Source organism: Phenylobacterium sp. FG114, assembly GCF_057809855.1.
This window is the reverse complement of sequence record NZ_JBMDKU010000001.1, coordinates 83373-104201: the sequence shown is the minus strand read 5'-3', so window position 1 is coordinate 104201 and position 20829 is coordinate 83373. Positions and strand designations below refer to the sequence as shown.

Annotated in this window: 22 protein-coding genes and 1 tRNA gene; 10 read left to right on the top strand and 13 right to left on the bottom strand. The window is 69.3% G+C overall.

What is annotated here, in order from left to right:
- Positions 1-67: 67 nt before the first annotated feature.
- A complete protein-coding gene (locus tag ACODSY_RS00505; RefSeq protein WP_488949662.1) occupies positions 68-574 on the bottom strand; it encodes a prolyl-tRNA synthetase associated domain-containing protein in 507 nt (168 codons plus the stop codon).
- Positions 575-783: 209 nt separating this feature from the next.
- Here ACODSY_RS00505 and ACODSY_RS00500 point away from each other — a divergent pair, with 209 nt between their 5' ends.
- The 3 genes from ACODSY_RS00500 to ACODSY_RS00490 all read left to right on the top strand — a co-directional run bounded on the left by ACODSY_RS00500 (position 784) and on the right by ACODSY_RS00490 (position 2581).
- Complete coding sequence (locus ACODSY_RS00500; protein WP_488949660.1) at positions 784-1488, top strand: Npun_F0296 family exosortase-dependent surface protein; 705 nt, start codon at positions 784-786, stop codon at positions 1486-1488.
- A gap of 159 nt (positions 1489-1647) precedes the next feature.
- Positions 1648-2391: a DUF6065 family protein gene (locus ACODSY_RS00495; RefSeq protein ID WP_488949659.1), complete on the top strand. Its 744-nt coding sequence runs from the start codon at positions 1648-1650 to the stop codon at positions 2389-2391.
- Positions 2392-2506: 115 nt separating this feature from the next.
- Positions 2507-2581: transfer RNA gene (locus ACODSY_RS00490), tRNA-Gly, on the top strand.
- Positions 2582-2660: 79 nt separating this feature from the next.
- Here the strand turns inward: ACODSY_RS00490 and ACODSY_RS00485 are convergent.
- Both ACODSY_RS00485 and ACODSY_RS00480 read right to left on the bottom strand, forming a co-directional pair.
- Complete coding sequence (locus ACODSY_RS00485; protein ID WP_488949658.1) at positions 2661-2825, bottom strand: hypothetical protein; 165 nt, start codon at positions 2823-2825, stop codon at positions 2661-2663.
- An 89-nt stretch (positions 2826-2914) separates the two neighbouring features.
- Positions 2915-4066 (bottom strand): glycosyltransferase, encoded by a 1152-nt coding sequence (locus ACODSY_RS00480; protein ID WP_488949657.1) that lies wholly within the window; start codon positions 4064-4066, stop codon positions 2915-2917.
- Positions 4067-4131: 65 nt separating this feature from the next.
- Between ACODSY_RS00480 and ACODSY_RS00475 the strand changes: the two genes are divergently transcribed.
- The 3 genes from ACODSY_RS00475 (at position 4132) to ACODSY_RS00465 (ending at position 7220) form a co-directional block, all read left to right on the top strand.
- Positions 4132-5283: a sugar-transfer associated ATP-grasp domain-containing protein gene (locus ACODSY_RS00475; RefSeq protein ID WP_488949656.1), complete on the top strand. Its 1152-nt coding sequence runs from the start codon at positions 4132-4134 to the stop codon at positions 5281-5283.
- 106 nt (positions 5284-5389) lie between these two features.
- Complete coding sequence (locus ACODSY_RS00470; RefSeq protein WP_488949655.1) at positions 5390-6415, top strand: D-alanine--D-alanine ligase family protein; 1026 nt, start codon at positions 5390-5392, stop codon at positions 6413-6415.
- Complete coding sequence (locus ACODSY_RS00465) at positions 6402-7220, top strand: NTP transferase domain-containing protein (RefSeq protein WP_488949654.1); 819 nt, start codon at positions 6402-6404, stop codon at positions 7218-7220. Before ACODSY_RS00470 ends, ACODSY_RS00465 begins: the two co-directional genes overlap by 14 nt.
- Positions 7221-7279: 59 nt before the next feature.
- Here the strand turns inward: ACODSY_RS00465 and ACODSY_RS00460 are convergent, their stop codons facing one another.
- From ACODSY_RS00460 to ACODSY_RS00440, 5 genes are all read right to left on the bottom strand, one after another.
- Entirely contained in the window at positions 7280-7879 is a 600-nt protein-coding gene (locus ACODSY_RS00460) for a hypothetical protein (protein WP_488949653.1), read from the bottom strand.
- Between the two features lie 108 nt (positions 7880-7987).
- Positions 7988-9412, bottom strand: a complete 1425-nt coding sequence (locus ACODSY_RS00455; protein ID WP_488949652.1) for a hypothetical protein — start codon at positions 9410-9412, stop codon at positions 7988-7990.
- Between the two features lie 19 nt (positions 9413-9431).
- Positions 9432-11498: a caspase family protein gene (locus ACODSY_RS00450; protein WP_488949651.1), complete on the bottom strand. Its 2067-nt coding sequence runs from the start codon at positions 11496-11498 to the stop codon at positions 9432-9434.
- A gap of 259 nt (positions 11499-11757) precedes the next feature.
- Positions 11758-12342 carry a CC0125/CC1285 family lipoprotein gene (locus ACODSY_RS00445; RefSeq protein WP_488949650.1) on the bottom strand — a complete coding sequence of 195 codons (585 nt, stop codon included), beginning with the start codon at positions 12340-12342 and terminating at the stop codon, positions 11758-11760.
- Positions 12343-12439: 97 nt separating this feature from the next.
- Positions 12440-12844 carry an MAPEG family protein gene (locus ACODSY_RS00440; protein WP_488949649.1) on the bottom strand — a complete coding sequence of 135 codons (405 nt, stop codon included), beginning with the start codon at positions 12842-12844 and terminating at the stop codon, positions 12440-12442.
- A gap of 131 nt (positions 12845-12975) precedes the next feature.
- Between ACODSY_RS00440 and ACODSY_RS00435 the strand changes: the two genes are divergently transcribed.
- Positions 12976-13182, top strand: a complete 207-nt coding sequence (locus ACODSY_RS00435) for a KTSC domain-containing protein (RefSeq protein WP_488949648.1) — start codon at positions 12976-12978, stop codon at positions 13180-13182.
- A 3-nt stretch (positions 13183-13185) separates the two neighbouring features.
- Here the strand turns inward: ACODSY_RS00435 and ACODSY_RS00430 are convergent, their stop codons facing one another.
- The 3 genes from ACODSY_RS00430 to ACODSY_RS00420 form a co-directional block, all read right to left on the bottom strand.
- The gene (locus tag ACODSY_RS00430) at positions 13186-14406 is read right to left on the bottom strand and encodes an argininosuccinate synthase (protein WP_488949647.1); all 1221 of its coding nucleotides are present in this window, start codon (positions 14404-14406) and stop codon (positions 13186-13188) included.
- Positions 14407-14473: 67 nt separating this feature from the next.
- Positions 14474-14824: a hypothetical protein gene (locus tag ACODSY_RS00425; protein WP_488949646.1), complete on the bottom strand. Its 351-nt coding sequence runs from the start codon at positions 14822-14824 to the stop codon at positions 14474-14476.
- Positions 14825-16756, bottom strand: coding sequence for a potassium transporter Kup (locus tag ACODSY_RS00420; protein WP_488949645.1), 1932 nt, complete (start codon positions 16754-16756; stop codon positions 14825-14827). It abuts the gene before it with no gap.
- Positions 16757-16943: 187 nt separating this feature from the next.
- Between ACODSY_RS00420 and ACODSY_RS00415 the strand changes: the two genes are divergently transcribed.
- The gene (locus ACODSY_RS00415; protein WP_488949644.1) at positions 16944-17744 is read left to right on the top strand and encodes an SDR family NAD(P)-dependent oxidoreductase; all 801 of its coding nucleotides are present in this window, start codon (positions 16944-16946) and stop codon (positions 17742-17744) included.
- On the opposite strand, the gene ACODSY_RS00410 is transcribed toward ACODSY_RS00415, so the two are convergent.
- On the bottom strand, positions 17741-18427 hold the full coding sequence (locus ACODSY_RS00410) for a MarC family protein (RefSeq protein WP_488949643.1): 687 nt from the start codon (positions 18425-18427) through the stop codon (positions 17741-17743). The genes ACODSY_RS00415 and ACODSY_RS00410 overlap by 4 nt on opposite strands.
- 62 nt (positions 18428-18489) lie before the next feature.
- Between ACODSY_RS00410 and pyrF the strand changes: the two genes are divergently transcribed.
- Positions 18490-19215, top strand: a complete 726-nt coding sequence (gene pyrF / locus ACODSY_RS00405) for an orotidine-5'-phosphate decarboxylase (protein ID WP_488949642.1) — start codon at positions 18490-18492, stop codon at positions 19213-19215.
- Here pyrF and ACODSY_RS00400 read toward each other — a convergent pair.
- Positions 19212-19409 carry a DUF1674 domain-containing protein gene (locus tag ACODSY_RS00400; protein WP_488949641.1) on the bottom strand — a complete coding sequence of 66 codons (198 nt, stop codon included), beginning with the start codon at positions 19407-19409 and terminating at the stop codon, positions 19212-19214. The two genes, pyrF and ACODSY_RS00400, sit on opposite strands and share 4 nt — an antisense overlap.
- 53 nt (positions 19410-19462) lie before the next feature.
- Here ACODSY_RS00400 and ACODSY_RS00395 point away from each other — a divergent pair, with 53 nt between their 5' ends.
- Positions 19463-20758, top strand: coding sequence for an RsmB/NOP family class I SAM-dependent RNA methyltransferase (locus ACODSY_RS00395; RefSeq protein WP_488949640.1), 1296 nt, complete (start codon positions 19463-19465; stop codon positions 20756-20758).
- Positions 20759-20829: the final 71 nt, after the last annotated feature.

Genomic DNA, 20829 nt, shown 5'->3' with positions numbered 1-20829 from the left:
CCGGTGGTCCCTTGTCTCGTTGCGTCTAACGTGTCGCGCTCAAGATGGTCGCAAGTGAGGCCTGCCGCTAGTCGATCACGGTCATCGCGACGAAATCCACGATGAGGGGCCGTACGCCCAGCGCGTCGAGGAACGCTCGAAAGTCCTCGGCGGCGATAGTGGTCGTGGCCGTGTTCGTCAGAGGGTGGAAGTTCACCCGGTCGGCCTCCGCGAGCGTCCGATCCAGGACGAATCGCACGCGGCGGTCGCGATCGTTGACCAGGCCGAAGGCCGTGACGGAGCCCGGCGTGACGCCCAGTGTCTCCTGCATCAGCGCCGGGCTGCCGAACGAAAGCCGCGCCGAGCCGATCACCGGGTGAAGGCGCTTCAGGTCGATCTGGGCATGGCCTTCCGCCGAAACGAGCCAGAGCTGGCCCTTCGCGTCCTTGAGAAACAGGTTCTTGGTGTGGGCGCCCGGGATCCGGGCCTTGATGTCCTCGCCCTCGTCCACGGTGAACACGGCCGGATGCTCGTGCGTCGTGGTCTCCAGGCCCAGGTCCGCGAGGTAGCTCAGAAGCTCGTTGCGCATCATCATTCGGCCCGTCATAACAGGACCGTGAGCCGCGTCGAAGCGCCGCTCCTAAGCTGCGCAGTTGACGTTACAAACCTTTGATTGTGCAGCATTTCTCACACGCATACACCTGTTAGGCGAATCGAGTCGTCGGGCTTGCGGCTTTAATATACTGTTAAGGCTGAAGGTCACCTCCGACAGGTGGAGCGGGGCCAGACGTTGGGGAAGACAAGATGAAACTCCGTACTCTCGCTGCGGCTTCGGCCGCGTTTGGTCTGATGGCGGCTGCTAGCGCCGCCAACGCTGTCACCATCACCACGGTGGCTGGCGACCTGTTCGGCACGACCCTCGCTGCCAACAACCAAGTGATGCTCTACGACTTCGACGCGATCGCGAACCCGGCCGTGGCCTGGGTCGGCAACGAAGTCACCACGACGCCGGATCCGATCACCAACAGCTCGCCGCCGCCGTACACTGGCCCGGGCGCCGTGATCGTGACCAGCAACGGCAACCCGGCCGGCCCCGTCAGCGTCGACGGCACCGACTACGCGTCGGTCCAAGGCGGCGGCACCAGCACCTTCTCGATGGTGGGCGGCAACTACCTGTCGTCGTTCAGCTTCTACATGGGCTCGCCGGACGCCTACAACAAGCTGACCCTGCACTATCGTGGCGGCGGCACTGAAGTGCTGACCGGCAACCAGATCTGGGGTGGCACGCCTTCGAACCCGAACGGCGACCGCGTCCAAGGCTACCGCGTGTACTACAACTTCGGTGGCCAAGAGGTTCAGTCCATCACCTTCCAGTCCTCGCAAGACGCGTTCGAGTTCGACGGCCTCGCCGGTGGCGTGGTTCCGGAACCCGGCACCTGGGCCCTGATGATCATGGGCTTCGGCGGCGCCGGCGCCATGATCCGTCGTCGCAAGGCCGCCCTGGCCTAAGACGGACGATCCTTCGGAGCCTTAGGCTCCAGGGGCAAAGGACCAGCCCCGGTCGCGCAAGCGGCCGGGGCTTTTCCTTGCGTGGAGGTTCGGCGGCTGGACGGAGCGGCCGGGCGGCGCTTATGGGTTGAGCTGTCGTCAGCACGAGTTGAGAACCCGATGGAACTGGAGTGCTTCCCCACGACCGAGCGCCCGCCCGAGATCGTGCCGGGCCGGCCGCAGCGCGCCTGGATGGACGCCTTCACCGCGCGCCACCCCTACCGCTGCCTGCCGCTGAACATGGCCAACTCCTCGGGCTGGGAGATCCTCTGTCCGGTGGCCTTCACCGCCGAATGGAACGGCGGGCTGATGCAGGCCGACCTGACGCTGAAGCCCGACTATCCGAACCCGGACTTCCACCGCCTGGCTACCAGCCATTTCAGCCACGGCGTCCTGACCCTGCACCCAGGCTATCTGTTCCGAACCCCGCCGGGGTGGGTGATGCTGGCCCAGGGCCCACCCAACCACGTCAAGGACGGCATCCAGCCGCTGGCGGGCGTGGTGGAGACCGATTGGCTGCCGTTCCCCTTCACGATGAACTGGATCTTCACCCGGCCGGGCCGCGTGCGGTTCGAAAAGGGCGAGCCGTTCTGCTTCATCACCCTGCTGCAGGACCACACCCTGCACGAGATCCAGCCGGTCATCCGGCGCATGGATTCCGATCCGGAGCTACGCCACCAGTACGACGTCTGGGAGAAGCACCGCAGCGAGTTCAACCAGCGCATCTTCCGAGGCGATCCCGAGGCCACGAAGGAGGCCTGGCAGCGATATTACTTCAAGGGCGAATACCCCGAGGAAGTGAAGGCGGACGCCCCTGAGGGCCACATCAACAAGCGCCGGCTGAAGGCCCCGAAATTCCGCTAGGGCGGGGCTCCGCGAAGGCGTCGAAAAATGCGACGTCGGGCCGCTTGCAAAGGCGGAAGTCGTCTGCCATAAGGCCGCCTCTCGCATTTGGGGCTGACCATCGCCCCTACGGAGCGCGGGCGTAGCTCAGGGGTAGAGCACAACCTTGCCAAGGTTGGGGTCGGGCGTTCGAATCGCCTCGCCCGCTCCAAATTTCTTCAGGATCACGAGATGGCCTTCCGCTTCGGCGGGACGTCGTCGTCGTGGCCGTGAGGCGCCGGGACCGGCGCTCAGTCCTTGTAGGGATGGCGATACCTGGCGGTCATCGAGACCTCGGTCCAGATGGTCCGCCATAGGCCGTGGCGGCGCGTGCGGCTGCTGCTCAGCAGCGCGACCACGCAGGTCGCCGCGCCCGCTACCGCGCCGACCCCCAGTACCGCTAGAGCGTTGTCCATCCCCGATCCCCCGACCTGCGGCGTTAACCATTTCACCATTCCGAGGCGTGGTGGAGTCATCGCAGGTTGAGTGTGGATGTCGGCGCATCTCACGAGGGTCTTGCGTGCAGCTCCATCGGCGAGTCGCGGCGCGGCTTCGGCGAGTTCTCCCGCAGCACGTCGGCCACAAGGCCGGCGTAGGCGTCGTTGGTCAGCGCCAGATCGTAGGCCAGCGCGCGATCTGCGGGGCGAACCGGCGCCGCGATCTGCGTCAGAACGGCATGGGCCAGGGCTTCAGGGTCGTGACCATCGAAGAGCAGGCCGTATCGACCCCCGTCCAGGACCATCGCCGCATCCCCCGCCAGCCGTGACGCCACCGAAGGGGTTCCCGCCGCCAGGGCCTCCAGCAGCGCGAGGGACGACGTCTCCCACCGCGATGGCAGTGCGAACACCGCCGCGCGAGAAAGCCAGGCGAAGACGTTGTCCGTTTCGCCGGCGAGCAGGAAGTCGTCACCGAGGCCGGCGGCCTCGGCCAGGGCGGCGAGTCGCTCGCGCTCTGTCGCCGCACCGCCGCCGATGATCGCCAGGCGCACCCGCCGCGTGGCCCGGGCCCGGCCGGCCGCCTTGATCAGGAGGTCGAAATTCTTCTGTGGCCGCAGCCGGCCGATGCCGAGGACCACGGGAACGGGTTCATCCAGCCACGGATGCGGGGTCGGGACCCGAGCAAGGCGGACGGCCAGGGCATTGTCGACCCCGTTGGGGAGTTCGACGGCCCGACCCGAGGCGATGGCCGTAGCGAACAGCGGCAGCCGCCGCAGCGCCTTGCCAACGACGACGATGCGGGCCGCGTCCAGGGTCAGCAGCTTCATCCACGCGAGGCGCGTGCGGCTCTTCAGGCCGTCGTCGCGGGCGACTTCGTTGCTGATGCAGTAGATGCGGGCGATGTGGGCCAAGCCCTGGCAGGCCAGGAACGGGGTCCAATGGCCCATGTTGCCGACCGACATCAGAGCGCCGGCCGGCTGGCCGGACAGCCAGGCCCGCAGGCGCAGGGCGGCCGCGCCGCGCCCCAGCACGCCTTCTCGTGGCGCGAGGACCTTCAGCGCGAACGGGCCGCGCGCCGCCTCCTCCGCGAAGAAGCCCTTGCCGTAGCCGGCCACCAGGGTGGTCGGATGGTCCTGGGCGAGGCGCTTGGCGAAGTCGATGGCGTTTCGCACCACGCCGCTGGACCGCAGGTCGTGGACGTGCAGATAGACGTGACGCATGGCCGGTTCCCCCGAATGACCAGCGCTACCGTGGGATTGTAACAATCGGATGCTAGGCCCGGGCCATGGGCTACGACCGGCTGTATTTCCTCAAGAAGGCCTATGCGATCTACCCCGGCGTGCTGACCCCGATCAGCGGCGTCTTCCTGGCCGAGCACTATCGGCGCAGGCGCTCGGCGCGCGGGCCGTTGCGGGCGGCGCTGGACGCGCTGGTCGGGGTCGCGTTCCAGGCCTGGATCCCGTGGCGCGCGCGCAAGGTGCAGCGGAAGTTCAGCCTGGACGACGGCTGGCGTGTCCGCGCCGTGCGGATCGCCCGCAGCCGGTTCGCCGACCCGCAGGACCTAGCCCTCTTTCGCATCGACCGCGGCGAGGCGCTGGACGGGTATATCCGGCGCTTCGAGGACGCGGCGCTGAACAAGCGCATCAACCCCCTGGGCTGGACCCCGGCCTGCGCCCTGGCCGACAAGGCGCGCTTCTATGCCCGCTGCCGCGACGCCGGCCTGCCGCATCCCGAGACCGTGGCGACGGTGGCCCGCGGACGCCTGACGGCGGGCGCCGAACCAGCTGGTCGCGAGCTTGTGGCCAAACCGGCCGACGGCGAGGGGGGCGACGGCGTCGTGATGCTGGGCCGCTTCGCCGATGCGGCCGAACTTGCGGCCAGCCTGGCGCCGCACCTGCTGACGGCGCGCGGGGCGACGGTGATCCAGCCGCGGATCGCCACCCATCCGGCGCTGGCCGACCTGGCCCTGGGCGCGCTGCCCACGGTGCGGGTGGTGACGATCCTGGACGAGGCGGGGACACCAGAGGTGGTGAGCGCCACGTTCCGCTTCGCCTCGGACCCGGCGGCGAGGGTCGACAACATGAAGGCCGGCGGGCTGATCGCGGGCGTGGACCTGGAGACTGGGACGCTGGGTCTCGCCTGCAAGGGCTACGGCGGCGGCGACTACGCGCGCCATCCCGTGACGGGCGCGCCGATCGTCGGCCGCGTCCTGCCCGATTGGCCGGCGGTGAAGGCGCTGGCGGTGCGGGCCCATGCCGAGGCGTTCGGCGACTACGCCCTGGTCGGGTGGGACCTCGCCATGACGCCGGAGGGTCCGCTGCTGATCGAAGGGAACGGCAAGCCCGGGGTGCTGATGCCGCAGCGCGCCGCGCGGCGGGGCCTGGGGGAGGGCCGGTATGGCCAGCTGCTGGCTCATCATCTTGCCACCAAAGCGTAGCGGACCCGTCACGGCCGGCCGGTAACTCAGGGCGCGAAGGCCCGCTGCGGCTCGAGTCGGCCATGGGGCGCCGATCCTTCGCCGGGCTTCGGATGGGGAGAGTCCGATGAGCCGTCATCCGGCGCCGCGCAGCATACCCGCGGCCGTCAAGCGCGCCCTGCGCGTGCTGTTCATCGCCAAGCACGCCCGCTGGGAGGGCGGGCCGCATCCCGAGGACGGGACCCACGCCACCTATCACCGCGAAATGCGGCTGGCGCTGGAGGCCATGGGCCTGAACCTGACGCTGGGCGACGACTACCGCGTGCTGTTCGACGAGCCGCCGGCGGACTTCGTCTTCCCGTTGCTGAACCGTGGCGGGTTCCTGAACTCCGAGATGATGCTGCCCCTGCTGTGCGAGCGGCAGGGCGTGCCCTACCTGGGCGCCAGCCCGATCCTGCGCGGCCTGGCCGACGACAAGCACCTCAGTAAGCGCGCGGCGGCCGCGCGCGGCGTGCCGACGGCGCCCTGGACCGTCTATCGCCGGGGGGCGCCGGTGGAGCTCCGCGACTGCCCCGCGGCCGCCCGCTACGTGATCAAGCCGAACGCCAGCTCGGCGAGCTGGGGGGTGAGCGACGCCCATGACTGGGCCGGCGTCCGGGCCGCGGTGCTCAAACTGCACGACGAGGGGCATGACGCCATCGTCGAGCCGTTCCTCCAAGGCCACGACATCGAGGTCTCGGTGATCACCGTGGACGGCGAGCCGGTGATCCTGCCGACCCAGATCGTGGAGCAGGAAGACCCGCGGCTCCTGCGCACCTACGCCGAGAAGCGCGACTTGGTCGACGGCCAGGCCTACGAGATCCGGCCGCTGGTCGACCCCGACATCCTGGGGGTCGTGGAGGCCCGCGCGCGGCGGATAATGCGGGAGTTCACCCCCTTCGACTATGGCCGCTTCGAGTTCCGTCTCGACGTGACCACGGGCTCGGTGCTGTTTCTCGAGGTCAACCTCAACTGCAACCTATGGTCCCGCAAGACCATCGCCCTGGCCGCCGCCCAGATCGGCTGGAGCCACGGCGAGTTGATCGAGACGATCCTGGCCGAGAGCCTGCGCCGCCAGGGTCTGCTGGAACGCCAGTTCGATGTCGCCGCCTGACGCCCAAGCGTCCCATGGGGCGCCCTTCACGGCGGTGGTGCTGGCCGCGCAGCGGGCCGGCCGCGTCGATCCGCTGGCCGCCGAGGCGGGCGTGGCCAACAAGAGCCTCGTCGCCATCCGGGGCGCGCCGCTGATCCGCCACGTCATCGACGCCCTCCTGGCGACGCCCGGCGTGTCGCGGGTGCGGGTGGTCGTGGAGCCGCAGAGCGAGGCGGCGATCGCCGCCATCCTGCCGCGCGGCGCGCCGGTGGACTTTGTGATCGCCGCCGACAACCTCGCCGACAGCGTTTACGCCGCGGCGGTCGGCGTGGGCGAGCCCATGCTGATCACAACCTCGGACAACGTGCTGCTGACGCCCGGCGCCGTGCAGACCGTGCTGGCGCCTCTGTCGCGAGGCGTCGACGTCGCGGTGGCGCTCTGCACCCAGGCCTCGGTGCTGGCAGCCCACCCCGAGGGCCAGCGGCGGTTCTACCGCTTCTCGGATGACGCCTATTCCAACTGCAACCTCTATGCGCTGCGTGGCCCGGAGGCGATGCGCGTGGCCGAGGGCTTCCGCAGCGGCGGTCAGTTCGCCAAGAAGCCGCTGCGGATGATCGTGGCCCTGGGGCCGATCAACCTGGCGCTGCTCCTGACGAGGCGGCTGTCGCTGCGGGGCGCGCTGCGGCGGCTGGGGCGGAGGTTCCGCCTGCGGGTCGAACCGGTGATCCTGCCCGACGGGGCGCATGCGATCGACGTGGACAACGCGCGGACCTACGGCTGCGCGGAATTGCTGCTGGCGAAGCGCCGGCAGGTGTTGGCCGCCTAGGGAGGCCACGGGCGGGGGCTGCGCGGTGCGCGAAGTCGGCAAGCGACGCTTAGCGGACCTCAATTGAGCGCCTCAAATTCCAGGCTGGGGTAGACCAGTTCCTTGATCGTGATGATGGCGCTGATGGCTACATCTATGGCTGCAGGCGTTCGCTCGATCTCGGCGATCCTCGCCTCGTCGACAAGTTCGTCGTGAGACGGCCGGGCCAGGGTGACATGGGTTCGGTCGAAGGTCTGAGGGGGCTGGCCGTCCTCGGCCGCCAAGGCGTTCAGACGCGCTCTGAGCCGGCGGATCGGCGCCGCCTGGTCCGGCGTGAACAAGATCAGCGCGGTCTCGGTAACCGCCAATTCATGCAAACCTATCACCAGGCGGTCAGGCCATTTGGCTGACGCCACTTCCGACAGAACCCGCTCTCCTAACCGTGCCCACAACTCGGACTTGCCCGCTGCCGGCCACCGCACGGGAACAATGGAGAAGAGGGACACGTGCGTCGTCGCCGGTGGCGTCCAGTGCAGCCTCGGCACGTCGGGAATCGCCGCGACACGGCGCTGGACCTCCGCCAGCCGCGCGATGCTCTCTTCATCGAACCGCGCTTGAACGCTGTAGCCCAGGCAGGGCTTGCCCCAGAGCGGATCTGCCCACAGTCGTCTCTGAAGCATGCCGCCATATACCATCGGCTGAAGCGTGCACGCCGTCACCTACCCGCCCACCTCGGACATGGACGCTCCTCTCCCCTTCGCTTCGGGGGAGAGGCGTGGCGCCACGCGCTACCCCAGGCCGAAGTTCGACAGCCAGGCGTAGAAGACGTTCTCGCGGCGTTCGGCCGACTGGATGTCGGTCATCAGGGACGAGAGGCGGCCCTTGCCATTGTCGCGGGCGGCGATGACGGACTGGTTGTAGGCGCGGATGTTGGTGGGGCCGACCGGGGCCGGCGGCGGGGGCGGGGCCTTGGCGGCCGCGCCCTTGCCCTTGCCGCCCTTCGCGGCCTGGACCGGCGCGGCGGGGGCCGAGCCGGGCGGGCCGACTTCCGAGGCGCGCACGTAGCCGCCGTCGACTTCCCACCAGCCGCCTTCCGAGGCGCCGGTTTTGGCCTGGAGCGACGTACCGACCGGAAGGCTCTTCACCGCGGCGGCCGAGGCGGTCGGGGCGGCGCGGACGACCGCGGCCTTGATCGTGACCACGGCGGCGGGCGCCGAGGCCTGGGCCTGGCCGCCCGAGGCGGCGCCGCTGCCCTTGGGCATCGAGGCCTTGGTCACCGAGGCGGCGGTGGCGTAGGCGGGCGCCTGATTGCCCAGCACATCGGCTTCGGACGCGCCGTCGGTCATGGCGCGGCCCTGGGTGAAGGTCTTGGCCATGCCCACGTGCTGGTCGACGACGCCCCCGGTGAGGTCGATGTCTTTCTTGAGCGCACTGGTCAGCTCGGTGCGTTCACGCCGGATCGCCTTGCGGTCCTTGTCGTTGGTGGCGCCGGCCAGGCGGGTGTTGATGTCGGTGAGTTGGGCCGAGCGGCACTCCACCAGGGCGCTGCCGCTGTCGGCGATCGATCGGCTGACGGCGAGCTGGCGGCCGGCGTCCTGGTCGATGTTGAAAGAGGCCTTCTTCAGGTCGCCGCCGGCTTCCTGTTCCTTCAGCTTCGCATAGGCGTCGGCGGTGGCGACGATGGCCACGAGGACCGCCAGGGCGGCGTAGGCCTTGGCGCTGTCGCCGCCGCTCATGCCGTAGCCCGAGACGCCGGGAACGTTCAGGCCCATGGCGCCGCTCAGGAGGTCCTGGCCGAACATCATCGTCGTGGCCGCGGGCGCCGGCGCGCCGCCGCCCTGGGCCGCCTGCTGGGCCGAGCTCTGCATCGCCATCGAGGCGACGCCGCCCATGAGGCTGCTCATGCCGCCGAAGCCGCCGCCGCCGAAGCCGCCGCCGCGGCCCAGCGGGATGCCGCCGCTGGCCACGCCCTTGGCGAGCACCATGGCGCCCGTCTTCAAGCCCTCGCCGATGGCCGCGCTCATCTTCGACTTCTTGAGGTCGGAGTATTCCTTGTCGAGCTTCTGCAGCGGCTCGCGCTGAGCGGCGCAGGCGTTCAGGATCGCGTCCTTGCCGCCCTTGCCCTGGGCCATCACGGGCTGGACCGTCAGGCTAAGCAGCGCCACCGCGCTGACCGCCGCCCTCAGCGTCCGCTTGTTCTGAGCCGTTTCCATCTTCCGTCCCCCCAATTGGCTAGCTCGACACCCCCAGCCGCTCCAGTTCGCCCCGGGCGTCCTGGTCTCCGGCCGCAAGCGCCTTGCGGTAGTAGTCGACTGCCTTCTTCCGGTCGGCGCGGACGCCCTGGCCGGTCTCGTACATGATGCCCAGGTTGCGCATGGCGAGCGCGCTGCCCCGGTCGGCGGCCTGCTGGAACAGGCGCACCGCTTCGGCCGGGTTGGCGCGCATGCCCGCGCCGCGCGCGGTCATGCTGCCTAGGCCGAGGAAGCCGCGGGCGTCACCGGCGTTTGCGGCCAACCGGTAGTATTCTGCGGCGCGCGCGTAGTCTTGCGGTAATCCGTTACCGTTTTCGAACATCACGGCCAGGCTGGACATGCCCTCGCTGTTTCCGGCCTCGGCGGCGCGCTGGTACCAGGTGGCGGCCTGGACCGGGTCCTTGGCCACCGCCTCGCCGTCCTCGTAGGCGTAGCCCAGGTGGACCATGGCGTCGGTGTCGCCGGCCGTGGCGGCGCGCTGATAGAGGTTGAACGACCGGCGCGGGTCGCGGCCCACGCCCTGGCCGCGTTCGTAAAGGTCGGCGAGCTGGGCGATCGACGGGCCGTCGCCGGCGTCCACCGCCTTCTGCAGCCAGCCGGCGGCCTGACGTGGGTCGGCCCCGACACCCTTGCCGCGCAGATAGGCCTCGGCGACCATGCCCATGGCGTTGGCCGAGCCGCGGTCGGCGGCCTTCTGGATCCAGTCGAAGCCGGCCTTCTCGTCCTTGGCGGTCCCGAAGCCGTTCAGGCGGCAGAGGCCCCAGTTGACCATCCCGCCCGAGTGGCCGGTGTCGGCCGAGGCCTTGAACCATTTGGCGGCCGCCTCGGCGTTCTTGGGCATGCCCTTGCCGGTCAGCGACATGACGCCGAGGTTGTACATGGCCGCGCCGTTGCCCTGGGCGGCGGCCGTGTTCCAGTCTCGGGCCGCCGAGGCGAAGTCGCCGCGGGCGAAGGCGTCGCGGGCCTTGACCACCAGATCCTGGCCGGGCGCGGCAGAGCGCGAAGCCACCTGGAACGAGCCGGCGGGCAGCTTCTCGAGCGCGCGGATGCGGTTGGCGGCCAGCTTGCGGAAGGACCCGGCGATCTCGCCGCGATCCTGGGCGTCCATGTAGGCCTTGAAGTCGGCCGGGTCGTCGGAGTCCTTGATCGACGTCCAGAAGACCTGGTCCTTCTCCCACTTGATCTTGGTGAGGTCGGCGCCCGGCGCGGCGGCTGCCACAGTCTTGGGCGGGCCGTTCGGATCGAACGTCCAGTTCACATTGCGCCAGATGCCCTGCAGGTCGGGCGTCTGCTCGCCCTCGGTCATCCGCTCGACCTCGGCCTGCACGTAGCCCGGCAGCTCGCCGACCGTGGCGCCCGGCCGGGTCATGCCCTGGGTCAGGGCGATGGCGAAGGGGCTGTTGGCGGCGCCCGGCACGCCATCCTGCGCCACCTGCCCCGGCGCTGCGGCCATCAGGGTCACCACCGAGACGCTGGTGGGTCCGGTCTCGCGGGCCAGGCCGCGCGTGTTGCCGCCGAGGCTGCGCGTGGCGGTGGGGTTGTTGCGGCAGGCGTCCAGGATGATCAGGCGCACGGCCTTCGCGCCCGAAAGCGCCTGCCCCAGGCTGGCCGACTCCAGCGAGCTGGCGGTCAGGGTGGTCTTGCTGGTGGAGACAGCGTCCTTGGGCAGCAGGTAGTTCACGCCGTCGATCATCGCGCCGTGGCCGGCGTAGTAGATCACCGCGGCGTCGGAATCCTTGGCCGCCTGCTCGAAGGCGCCCAGGCCCTCCAGAAGCTGCATGCGGTTGGGGTCGGTCAGCACGGTGACCTGGAAGCCCAGCTTCTGCAGCGTCGCCTGGACCAGCTTGGCGTCCTTGGCCGGGTTGGTCAGCGCCGGGACCTTTTCGTACTTCGACACGCCGACGATCAGCGCCACGCGCTGGGCGGCCCAGGCGCCGTTGGCCAGGGTCACATTGATCGCGACGGCCGCGAAGACCGCCGTCCAGCGTCCGCCGCCGATCCGGCCGCGGCCGCGATCGCCCCGGGGCGTCGAGCGCGCCCTAACCATTCACCCACCCTCCAGAACAGCCGGAACAGGATAACCCAAAAATCCGAAACGGCAGCGCTTTGCGACGCGCAACCAGCCGGATTCGCAGCGTTTACCTTCTATTCGTTTGGCGAGACCGGTTGGACGCGCGCGAACAGGCGCCCGATACGTCGGCTGGCCGACGGCATCGAGCGTGTTTTGCGCGTTCGGATATCGGATTGACCCCCCGATTGGGGGTGCGGCCGCGGCTGTCGCGAGGACACCCGCGGCCGGGATCAGGTCACTTCCGCGGTTCGGGGTATTGGACGCGCGGCTTCAGGTTCTCGATCACCGCGCGGGCGTCGAAGGCCTTGGGATCGTCCTGGGGCTTGGCGCCCTTCTGCATCAGGATCTCGGCCGAGGCCTCGAAGCGTTCGACGGTGCGCACGTCGACGCGGTCGGCCCAGAAGGGGTCGCCCCAGAAGGGGTCCCAGCCGCGCCAGCCGAAGCCGCGGCCGTAATAGCGCCAGGACGGGCGCCAGAAGCCGTAGGTCCCGTACCACGGACGATAGAACGGGTCGGGCTCGACGTAGGTCTGGGTCTTCTTGTCGGTGTCGCGGTCGACGATGGCGAACCAGTCGTAGCCGCTCTCGACCGTCAGCTCGGCGGCGCGGAACAGCAGGTATCCTTCTACCGTCTCGCGGCCGGTGAGGGAGTTGCCCATGAAGTTGACGCGATACCGGTTCGGCTCGAGCCGGATCTCGGAATATCCGCCGGCCGTGGACTGGCCTTTGACGTTCGGTTGGTAGGGCGTGGGTGTCGCGCAGGCCGCGAGCCCGGCCGCGAGGGCCAGGGAGACTGCGAAGGCGACTGATTTCCTTGACATTGTCGGATCTCGAACTCGGACGTCCCCCATCGGGGAGATGTATGTTCCACAACACTTCGCCGCAATTGTGGTTGCGGTGTTTCGCCTAAGCATTCGGCTAGGCCCCGGTGACGTACAGCACGTACACCAGACGGCCCAGCGATCCGAACAGCAGCACAGCCACCGCCAGAGCCTGGATGAGGAAGCCCGCCTCGCGCTTCTTGGGATCGGCGACATAGCCGAGCTGATAGACGATCCGGCCCACGATCCAGACGAGGCCGATGATCGCCGCCCACAGGTCGCTCCAGTAGATCGCGAACAGCCACAGGGGCGCGAGGAAGAGGGGCAGCCACTCCAGGGTGTTGTAGTGGGCGCGGATCGTGCGCTCGAGGACCGGGTCGCCGGTCATCGCCGGGGCGGCGATGCCGCACTTGGTGCGGGCTCGGCCCACCTGCAGGCCCATCCAGAAGTAGACGAGCAGGGCCAGAAGCGTGACGATGGCGACGTAGGCGTGAGACTGCATGCGTTAAGTCCTCCCGACCGGCGAACAAGCGCCGCCGTTGCGCCGGACAGTGGCGCCTTCCGAGGTTTGGGGGAACCGATACGATCCGCCCGCGCGTTCTAAGCGGCGGCAGACCCGTTGGGAGAACGCCGATGGAAGTCGACTCCGCGGCCATCCAGGCCATCGACTACGACGCAGACCACGAGAAGCTGCTCGTCCGCTTCGTCAGCGGCGAGCGCTACATCTACGTCGGCGTGCCCGGCGAAGTGTGCCGATCATTCCTCGACGCGGACTCCAAGGGCCGCTTCTTCCAGGCCGAGATCCGGGACCAGTACCCGTACAACCGCCTGGAAGGCTGAGCGTCAGCGCTTGTCCCGCTTGGCGGCGACGCGGAGGCGCAGGGCGTTGAGCTTGATGAAGCCCGCCGCGTCGCGATGGTCGTAGGCGACCTTGCCCTCCTCGAAGGTGACCAGCTCCTGGTCGTACAGCGAGTAGGGCGAGGTGCGGCCGATGACGGTGACGTTGCCCTTGTAGAGCTTCACCCGCACCTGGCCCGAGACCTTCTGCTGGCTGTAGTCGATCGCCGCCTGCAGCATCTCGCGTTCGGGAGCGAACCAGAAGCCGTTGTAGATGAGCGATGCGTACTTCGGCATCAGCTCGTCCTTCAGGTGCATGGCGCCGCGGTCCAGCGTGATGCTCTCGATGCCGCGGTGGGCGTGCAGCAGGATCGTGCCGCCGGGGGTCTCGTAGACGCCGCGCGACTTCATGCCAACGTAGCGGTTCTCGACCAGGTCGAGGCGGCCGACGCCGTTGTCGCGGCCCAGCTCGTTCAGCTTGGTCAGCAGGGCGGCGGGCGACAGCTTCTGGCCGTCGATGGCGACCGGGTCGCCTTTCTCGAAGTCGATGGTGATGACCGTCGGCTTGTCCGGGGCGTCCTCAGGGGCGATCGTGCGCATGTGCACGAACTCGGGGGCCTCGACCGCCGGGTCCTCCAGCACCTTACCCTCGGACGAGGAGTGCAGGAGGTTGGCGTCGACGCTGAACGGCGCCTCGCCGCGCTTGTCCTTGGTGATCGGGATCTGGTGCTTCTCGGCGAAATCCAGCAGGGCCTCGCGGCTCTTGAAGTCCCACTCGCGCCAGGGGGCCACCACGCGGATGTCGGGTTCGAGCGCGTAGTAGGCGATCTCGAAGCGGACCTGGTCGTTGCCCTTGCCGGTCGCGCCGTGGGCGACCGCGTCGGCGCCGATCTTCCGGGCAATCTCGATCTGCTTCTTGGCGATCAGCGGGCGCGCGATCGAGGTGCCCAGCAGGTATTGGCCCTCGTAGACCGTGTTGGCGCGGAACATCGGGAAGACGTAGTCGCGCACGAACTCCTCGCGCACGTCCTCGACGAAGGCGTACTCGGGCTTAACGCCCAGGGTGATGGCCTTGGCGCGGGCCGGCTCGATCTCCTCGCCCTGGCCCAAGTCGGCCGTGAACGTCGCCACCTCGGCGCCCAGCTCGGTCTGCAGCCACTTGACGATGGTGGAGGAGTCCAGGCCGCCGGAATAGGCGAGGACGACCTTCTTGGGCTTGTCGGCCATGACGGGGAGAGCCTTCGGGTAGGAGTGAGAGAAGTCGCGCGCCTTAAAGGGCACGGCGGGCGAGGGTTCAAGCCTTAACGGCGCCCTCGTCCTCGAGCTTGCGCAGACTGCCGCGAAGCCATGTCAGTCCGACGACGGCGAAGAGGCCGGCAAGCGTGGCGCGCGCGAGGAACAGGATGACGGCCCCCTGCGGATCGCGGACGGCCGTGGCCGACGCGAACGAGAGCGCCAGGCCCAGCACTAGGGGAACTCCGAACATGGTCCCCAGCGCCAGGTTGCGGGGCAGGCGGACGCCGGCCCACATCGGCATTTTCACGGTGGCGGGCACGCGCTTCAGCGCGCCCCGGCTGGTGGAGGCGATCAGGGCCATGGCGAGGATCCAAAGCCCGTCGCCGAGGTAGTGCAGGACTGCGAGCATCTAGACGGTGACCTGGGTCCCCATCTCGACCACGCGGCCCGGCGGGATCTTGTAGAAGTCGGTGGGATTGGCGGCGTTCTTCATGAGGAAGATGAACAGCTTGTCCTGCCAGAGCGGCATGCCGGACTGGGCCGAGGGGACCACGCTGCGGCGACCCAGGAAGAAGCTGGTCGCCATGATGTCGAACTTCAGGCCCTGCTTGCGGCAGAGACCCAGCGCCTTCGGCACGTTGGGCGTCTCCATGAAGCCGTAGTCGATGATCACCTTCTTGAAGTCGTCGTTCACCGGCTCGATGCGCACGCGGTTCTCGTCGCTGACGCGCGGGGTCTCGGCGGTGTGGACCGACAGGATGATGTTCTTCTCGTGCAGCACCTTGTTGTGCTTGAGGTTGTGCATCAGGGCGACGGGGGCGGTGTCCGGGTCGCTGGTCAGGAAGATGGCCGCGCCGGGCGCGCGATAGGGCGCGCGGGCCTTCAGGATGTCGGCCAGCTCGGCGAGCGAGACGCTGTCGCGCCGCGTCTTGTCGGTGAGGATCTGGGCTCCGCGGGTCCAGGTCCACATGACCACCACCAGGCATCCGCCCAGCACCAGCGGCAGCCAGGCGCCGTGGAAGAACTTCAGCAGGTTGGAGGTGATGAACACCAGGTCCAGGGCGCCGAACGCGCTGGACGCCGCCAGCGCCTGCCAGATCGGCCGCTTCCACAGGTGGCGGACGATGAAGAAGAACAGCAGCGTGTCGACGAACATCGCGCCGGTCACCGCGATGCCGTAGGCCGAGGCCAGGTTCGACGACGAGCGGAAGACGAAGAGCAGGATCAGGACGCCGACCATCAGCATGTTGTTGACCGACGGCACGAAGATCTGGCCGGCCTGGGTCTCGGATGTGCGGCGGATGTCGATGCGCGGGAACAGGCCCAGCGACACGGCCTGCTGGGTCATGGAGAAGGCGCCGGTGATCACGGCCTGGCTGGCGATGACCGTGGCGATGGTCGCCAGCACCAGCACCGGCCAGTAGATCACCTCGGGAATCATCTGGAAGAACGGATTGGCCCGCGCGCTCGGCTCGGAGAGGACCAGCGCGCCCTGCCCGAGATAGTTCAGCAGCAGCGACGGTAGCACCAGGGCCAGCCAGGCGGTCTGGATCGGCTTCTTCCCGAAGTGGCCCATGTCGGCGTAGAGCGCCTCGGCCCCGGTGACCGCCAGGAACACGCTGCCCAGGATCACGAAGCCCAGGAAGCCGTTGTCGATCAGGAAGGCCACGCCGTAGTGCGGCGACAGCGCCCGGAATACCGAGAGGTCGTCGGCGATGTGGTAGAGGCCGAGGCCCGCCAGAGTCAGGAACCAGACCGCGGTGATTGGCCCGAAGAACTTGGCTACCTGGGCCGTGCCCCGGGATTGCACGAGAAACAGGGCGATGAGGATGCCCGCTGAGATGGGCAGGACCACGTCGTCCATCCGATGCCCGATGCCGGGCGCGTCCTTCAGGCCCTCGACCGCGGAGAGCACCGAGACGGCGGGCGTGATGATCCCGTCGCCGTAGAACAGGGCGGCGCCGAACACGGCCATGAAGAAGACCGCCGTTGAGCGCCGGGGCATGACCCGCTGAGCCAGGGCCATGAGCGCGAGCGTGCCGCCCTCGCCCTTGTTGTCGGCGCGCATCAGGAAGACGACGTACTTGATCGTGACGATCAGGATCAGCGCCCAGGTGATGAGCGAGACTACCCCGAGCACGGCCATCTCGCCGCCGCCACCGCCACGCGAATGGCCCAAGGCCTCGCGCATGGCGTAGAGCGGGCTGGTCCCGATGTCGCCGAACACCACGCCGATGGATCCGAGGGCGAGCGCCCAGAATCCTTCCTTGCGAACGTGACCGTTCTGGGAGTGCGACGCGTCTTCGGACGCCTTTTGAGCGTCGACGGCTTGATCAGCCATCCAATATCTCCGGGGAAGCCCCGAAAGGTCCCCATGGCGGCCCGATGCCGTCGCGGCGGGCGCGAATACACCCAATCTGAATGTCGTACAATCGCGCGCCCCCGGTGAGGGATGTCGCAGCCCAGCTTGCGCCTTGAACGGTTCACCTGCCGCCCTAGTTTCGACGTTGTCGAGTCGGGGACGCGCGATGGATCGGAAACTGGCGCTGGTGACCGGCGCTTCGGCAGGGATCGGGGCGGCGTTCGCCCGCATCCTGGCCAGTCACGGCTATGACCTGGCCCTCACCGCGCGCCGCATCGAGCGGCTGGACACGCTGGCCGAGGAGATACGCCTCCGCTACGGCGTCGAGACCCTGACCGTGGCCGCGGACCTCTCCGAGCCCGAGGCGCCGGGCGCGATCCTCGACCACCTGACCGCCCACGGCCGCACGGTGGATTGCCTGATCAACAACGCCGGCTATGGCCTGCCCGGGACCTACGCCGACACGCTGTGGACCGAGCAGGCGGCCTTCATCCAGGTCATGACCACCGCCCCCTGCGAACTGGTCCACCGCGTGCTGGGCGGGATGCGGCAGCGGCGGTTCGGGCGGATCGTGAACGTGGCGTCGCTGGCGGGATTGATCCCCGGCTCGGCGGGGCACACGCTCTACGCGGCCTCCAAGGCCTTCCTGGTGAAGTTCTCCCAGAGCCTGCATCTCGAAGTCGCCGGGGAGGGGGTTCACGTCTCGGCGCTCTGCCCGGGTCTGACCTATTCCGAATTCCACGATGTGAACGGGACGCGCGAGCTGGCCAGTTCCTCGACGCCGCCGTGGCTTTGGATGGGCGCCGACGAGGTGGCGGCCGCGGGCTACGAGGCGATGGAGGCCAACCGGGCGATCTGCATACCCGGCGCGCCCAACAAGGCGATCTCGGCCCTGGCGAAGGCGATCCCGGACGATTGGGCCCTGGCGCTGATGGCGAGCCAGGGGGCGAGGTTCCGGAAGCTCTAGTGTCCGTAGGGCTTGGCGACCCCGGGCAGGATGACGCCCGTGGTGCTCTCGGCGAAACCGGCCAGGATGAACTGGACGGCCAGGGCGCAGAGGATCAGGCCCAGGACGCGGACGACGATGGTCAGGCCGATGCGGCCCAGGATGCGGCTGAGGATCGGGGTGGCCAGGAACGAGAGCAGGGTGGCCAGGGCCACGGCGCCGATCACGCCCACGCCCACCGCGGCGCCCTGCAGCCCGTAGGCGCGGGCCTGGCTGGCGTAGATGACCACGGTGGAGATCGCGCCGGGGCCGATCAGCAGCGGCATGGCGAACGGCACGATCATCCGCTCGAACCGCTTGCGGGCGAAGGCGCGGCCCTCCCCGACCGGCGCGTCGGCGGCCTCGGCGTAGGTGGCGGTGAAGTCGTCGCGGGCCATCTCGAGCCCGAGGAGGAACAGGATGACGCCGCCGGCGATCCGGAACGCCGGGAGCGAGATGCCGAAGAACTCCAGCAGGCTGAGGCCCGAGAAGTAGAAGAACGTCAGGAAACCCAGGACGAACAGCGAGATGTAGAGGGCGATCCAGGCGCGGTCGCGCGACTTCGCGCCGGCCGTCGCCGCCGCGAATAGCGGGACGTTGCCCACCGGATCGATCAGCGCGAACAGCGCCACGAAGAAGTTGACCGCGAACTCGGCCTGGCTCATTCCAGGGTCTTAGCCCAAATCGAACCTCGCGGACCACACCCCGCCTGAACCGGAGCCCCGCCATGGCCGCCGCAACCGTGCTCGCGCAACCCGTGACCAAGGCCGATCCCCGGCTGATCATCCCCCTGGACGTGCCCTCCGTGGACGAGGCGCGGAAGATGGTCGAGGCGTTGGGCGACGCGGTCAATTTCTACAAGGTGGGGCTGGAACTGTTCGCCTGCGGTGAAGGCATGACGCTGGCGCGCGAGCTGAAGGCTGCCGGCAAGCAGGTGTTCATCGACTGGAAGCTGCACGATATTGGCACCACGGTGCAGCGGGCCGCGGCGGTGCTGGCCGGCTCGGGCTGTGACTTCCTCACCGTGCACGGCGAGCCGCAGGTGATGGCCGCGGCGGTGCGCGGAAAAGGCGCCTCCAACCTGAAGATCCTGGCGGTGACGGTGCTGACCAGCCTGACCGACGCGGACCTGATCGAGACCGGCTATCACGAGACGGCGCGGGCGCTGGTGGAGCGGCGCATCCACCAGGCCATCGCCGCGGGCTGCGACGGCGTGATCGCCAGCCCACACGAGGCTGAGCTGGCGCGGAAGCTGGGCGGCAAGGACTTCCTGGTGGTGACGCCCGGCGTGCGTCCCGACTGGTCGGCCAAGAACGACCAGGCCCGAGCGGCGACGCCGTCAGATGCGTTGCGCTCAGGCGCCAGCCACATCGTCTGCGGCCGCCCCATCACCGCGGCGAACGATCCCCAGGCGGCCGCGCGGCGCGTGGCGGCGGAGATGGCGGCGGTCTAGAAATCGACCGCGATGCCCTTGCGCTCCCAGTCGCCGAAGCGGGTGGGCTCGGGGCCCTTGGGGCCACCCTGTTCTTCGGCGCGGGCGGTTGCCTCGGCCTCGGCGGCGTGGCGGGTGGCGGCCTCCTCCAGCGCCCGGCGGGCGGCGGGGGAGAGCTCCTTGTCGGGAGCGGCGTTGGGCGGGAGATCGGCCATGCCCCTGATCTAATCGCTTGCGCCCGCGCGCCCAAGAGGGCACGCCGCGCGGCGTGACATCGACCGACGCCTCAGAAGATATCCGCGGCCTGCCGGCGCGCGCCGCCGCCCTCGACCTCCTGACCACGGCGCTGTCGCGCCGGGCGGGCCTGGACGAGGGCCTGAACCATCCGGCCATGCAGGCGCTGGAGCCCCGCGACCGCGCCTTTGCCCGCGCCCTGGTGATGGCGACCCTGCGCTGGCTGGGCCCCATCGACACCGCCCTGCAAGCCCGGCTGAAGAAGCCGCCGCCCGAGCGGATCGTCAACGTCCTGCGCCTGGGCGCGGCGCAGCTCCTGGTGCTGAAGACGCCGGCCCACGCCGCCGTTGGCGCGACGGTGGACCTCGCGGCGGCCCAGAAGGGCGGCGAGCCGCTGAAGGGCCTGGTCAACGCGGTGCTGCGCGGCCTCACCCGCGAGCCGCCGGAACTGGCCGATCCGGACCTTATGGCGCCCACCTGGCTCGCGGCCCGCTGGCGTTCGGCCTATGGCGCCGAGAACGCCCAGGCCATCGCGGCAATGATCGGCGAGGAGCCTTCCACTGACGTGATCCCGCAGGACCCGGCCGACGCGGCCGAGCTGGTGGGGCCGCTCGACGCGCAGCCGCTGCCGGGCGGCGGGTTGCGCGTGGGGCTGAAGGGGGAGGTCTCGGCCTGGCCCGGTTTCGAAGATGGCCGCTGGTGGGTGCAGGACGCCTCGGCGGCGATCCCCGCGCGGCTTCTGGACGTGAAGGCGGGCGAGACCGCGTTGGACATGTGCGCGGCGCCGGGCGGAAAGACGCTGCAGCTCGCCGCGGCGGGCGCGAAGGTCGTGGCGGTGGACCGTTCGGCCGGGCGTATCAAGCGGGTGTCCGAGAACCTGAAGCGCACCGGCCTGGGCGCCGAGACGGTCGTTGCCGACGCCGGCGAGTGGAAGGACACGCGCACCTTCGACGCCGTGCTGCTGGACGCACCCTGCTCGGCGACGGGCACGTTCCGCCGACACCCCGACGTTCTGTGGGTGGCGAGTCCGGCCGACGTGCCGAAGCTGGCGCAGGTGCAGTCGAAGCTGCTGGATTCCGCCGCGGGCCGGGTGAAGCCGGGCGGCCGGCTGGTCTATTGCGTCTGCTCGCTGGAATGGGAAGAGGGCGAGAACCAGGTCGCCGCCTTCCTCAGCCGCAACAAGGCCTTCGCGCTGGAGCCGATGACGGTCGGGGAGGGCGGCGCGCCCGAGGCCAGCCTGCGCGAGGACGGGACCCTGCGGATCCTGCCGCACCACCTGCCGGGCGGTACGGACGGGTTCTATGTGGCCCGGATGAAGCGCAACTCATAACCCCCCTGTCATCCCGGACGACCCCGGGTCTCCGCTGCGCTTCGCCCGGGATGACGGATTGGGGTGACCGT

Bases quoted from the DNA above. Each gene is read 5' to 3' on its own strand.
- ACODSY_RS00505 (WP_488949662.1), bottom strand. From the start codon at position 574: ATGATGATGCGCAACGAGCTTCTGAGCTACCTCGCGGACCTGGGCCTG.
- ACODSY_RS00500 (WP_488949660.1), top strand. From the start codon at position 784: ATGAAACTCCGTACTCTCGCTGCGGCTTCGGCCGCGTTTGGTCTGATG.
- ACODSY_RS00495 (WP_488949659.1), top strand. From the start codon at position 1,648: ATGGAACTGGAGTGCTTCCCCACGACCGAGCGCCCGCCCGAGATCGTG.
- ACODSY_RS00485 (WP_488949658.1), bottom strand. From the start codon at position 2,825: ATGGACAACGCTCTAGCGGTACTGGGGGTCGGCGCGGTAGCGGGCGCG.
- ACODSY_RS00480 (WP_488949657.1), bottom strand. From the start codon at position 4,066: ATGCGTCACGTCTATCTGCACGTCCACGACCTGCGGTCCAGCGGCGTG.
- ACODSY_RS00475 (WP_488949656.1), top strand. From the start codon at position 4,132: ATGGGCTACGACCGGCTGTATTTCCTCAAGAAGGCCTATGCGATCTAC.
- ACODSY_RS00470 (WP_488949655.1), top strand. From the start codon at position 5,390: ATGAGCCGTCATCCGGCGCCGCGCAGCATACCCGCGGCCGTCAAGCGC.
- ACODSY_RS00465 (WP_488949654.1), top strand. From the start codon at position 6,402: ATGTCGCCGCCTGACGCCCAAGCGTCCCATGGGGCGCCCTTCACGGCG.
- ACODSY_RS00460 (WP_488949653.1), bottom strand. From the start codon at position 7,879: ATGCTTCAGAGACGACTGTGGGCAGATCCGCTCTGGGGCAAGCCCTGC.
- ACODSY_RS00455 (WP_488949652.1), bottom strand. From the start codon at position 9,412: ATGGAAACGGCTCAGAACAAGCGGACGCTGAGGGCGGCGGTCAGCGCG.
- ACODSY_RS00450 (WP_488949651.1), bottom strand. From the start codon at position 11,498: ATGGTTAGGGCGCGCTCGACGCCCCGGGGCGATCGCGGCCGCGGCCGG.
- ACODSY_RS00445 (WP_488949650.1), bottom strand. From the start codon at position 12,342: ATGTCAAGGAAATCAGTCGCCTTCGCAGTCTCCCTGGCCCTCGCGGCC.
- ACODSY_RS00440 (WP_488949649.1), bottom strand. From the start codon at position 12,844: ATGCAGTCTCACGCCTACGTCGCCATCGTCACGCTTCTGGCCCTGCTC.
- ACODSY_RS00435 (WP_488949648.1), top strand. From the start codon at position 12,976: ATGGAAGTCGACTCCGCGGCCATCCAGGCCATCGACTACGACGCAGAC.
- ACODSY_RS00430 (WP_488949647.1), bottom strand. From the start codon at position 14,406: ATGGCCGACAAGCCCAAGAAGGTCGTCCTCGCCTATTCCGGCGGCCTG.
- ACODSY_RS00425 (WP_488949646.1), bottom strand. From the start codon at position 14,824: ATGCTCGCAGTCCTGCACTACCTCGGCGACGGGCTTTGGATCCTCGCC.
- ACODSY_RS00420 (WP_488949645.1), bottom strand. From the start codon at position 16,756: ATGGCTGATCAAGCCGTCGACGCTCAAAAGGCGTCCGAAGACGCGTCG.
- ACODSY_RS00415 (WP_488949644.1), top strand. From the start codon at position 16,944: ATGGATCGGAAACTGGCGCTGGTGACCGGCGCTTCGGCAGGGATCGGG.
- ACODSY_RS00410 (WP_488949643.1), bottom strand. From the start codon at position 18,427: ATGAGCCAGGCCGAGTTCGCGGTCAACTTCTTCGTGGCGCTGTTCGCG.
- pyrF (WP_488949642.1), top strand. From the start codon at position 18,490: ATGGCCGCCGCAACCGTGCTCGCGCAACCCGTGACCAAGGCCGATCCC.
- ACODSY_RS00400 (WP_488949641.1), bottom strand. From the start codon at position 19,409: ATGGCCGATCTCCCGCCCAACGCCGCTCCCGACAAGGAGCTCTCCCCC.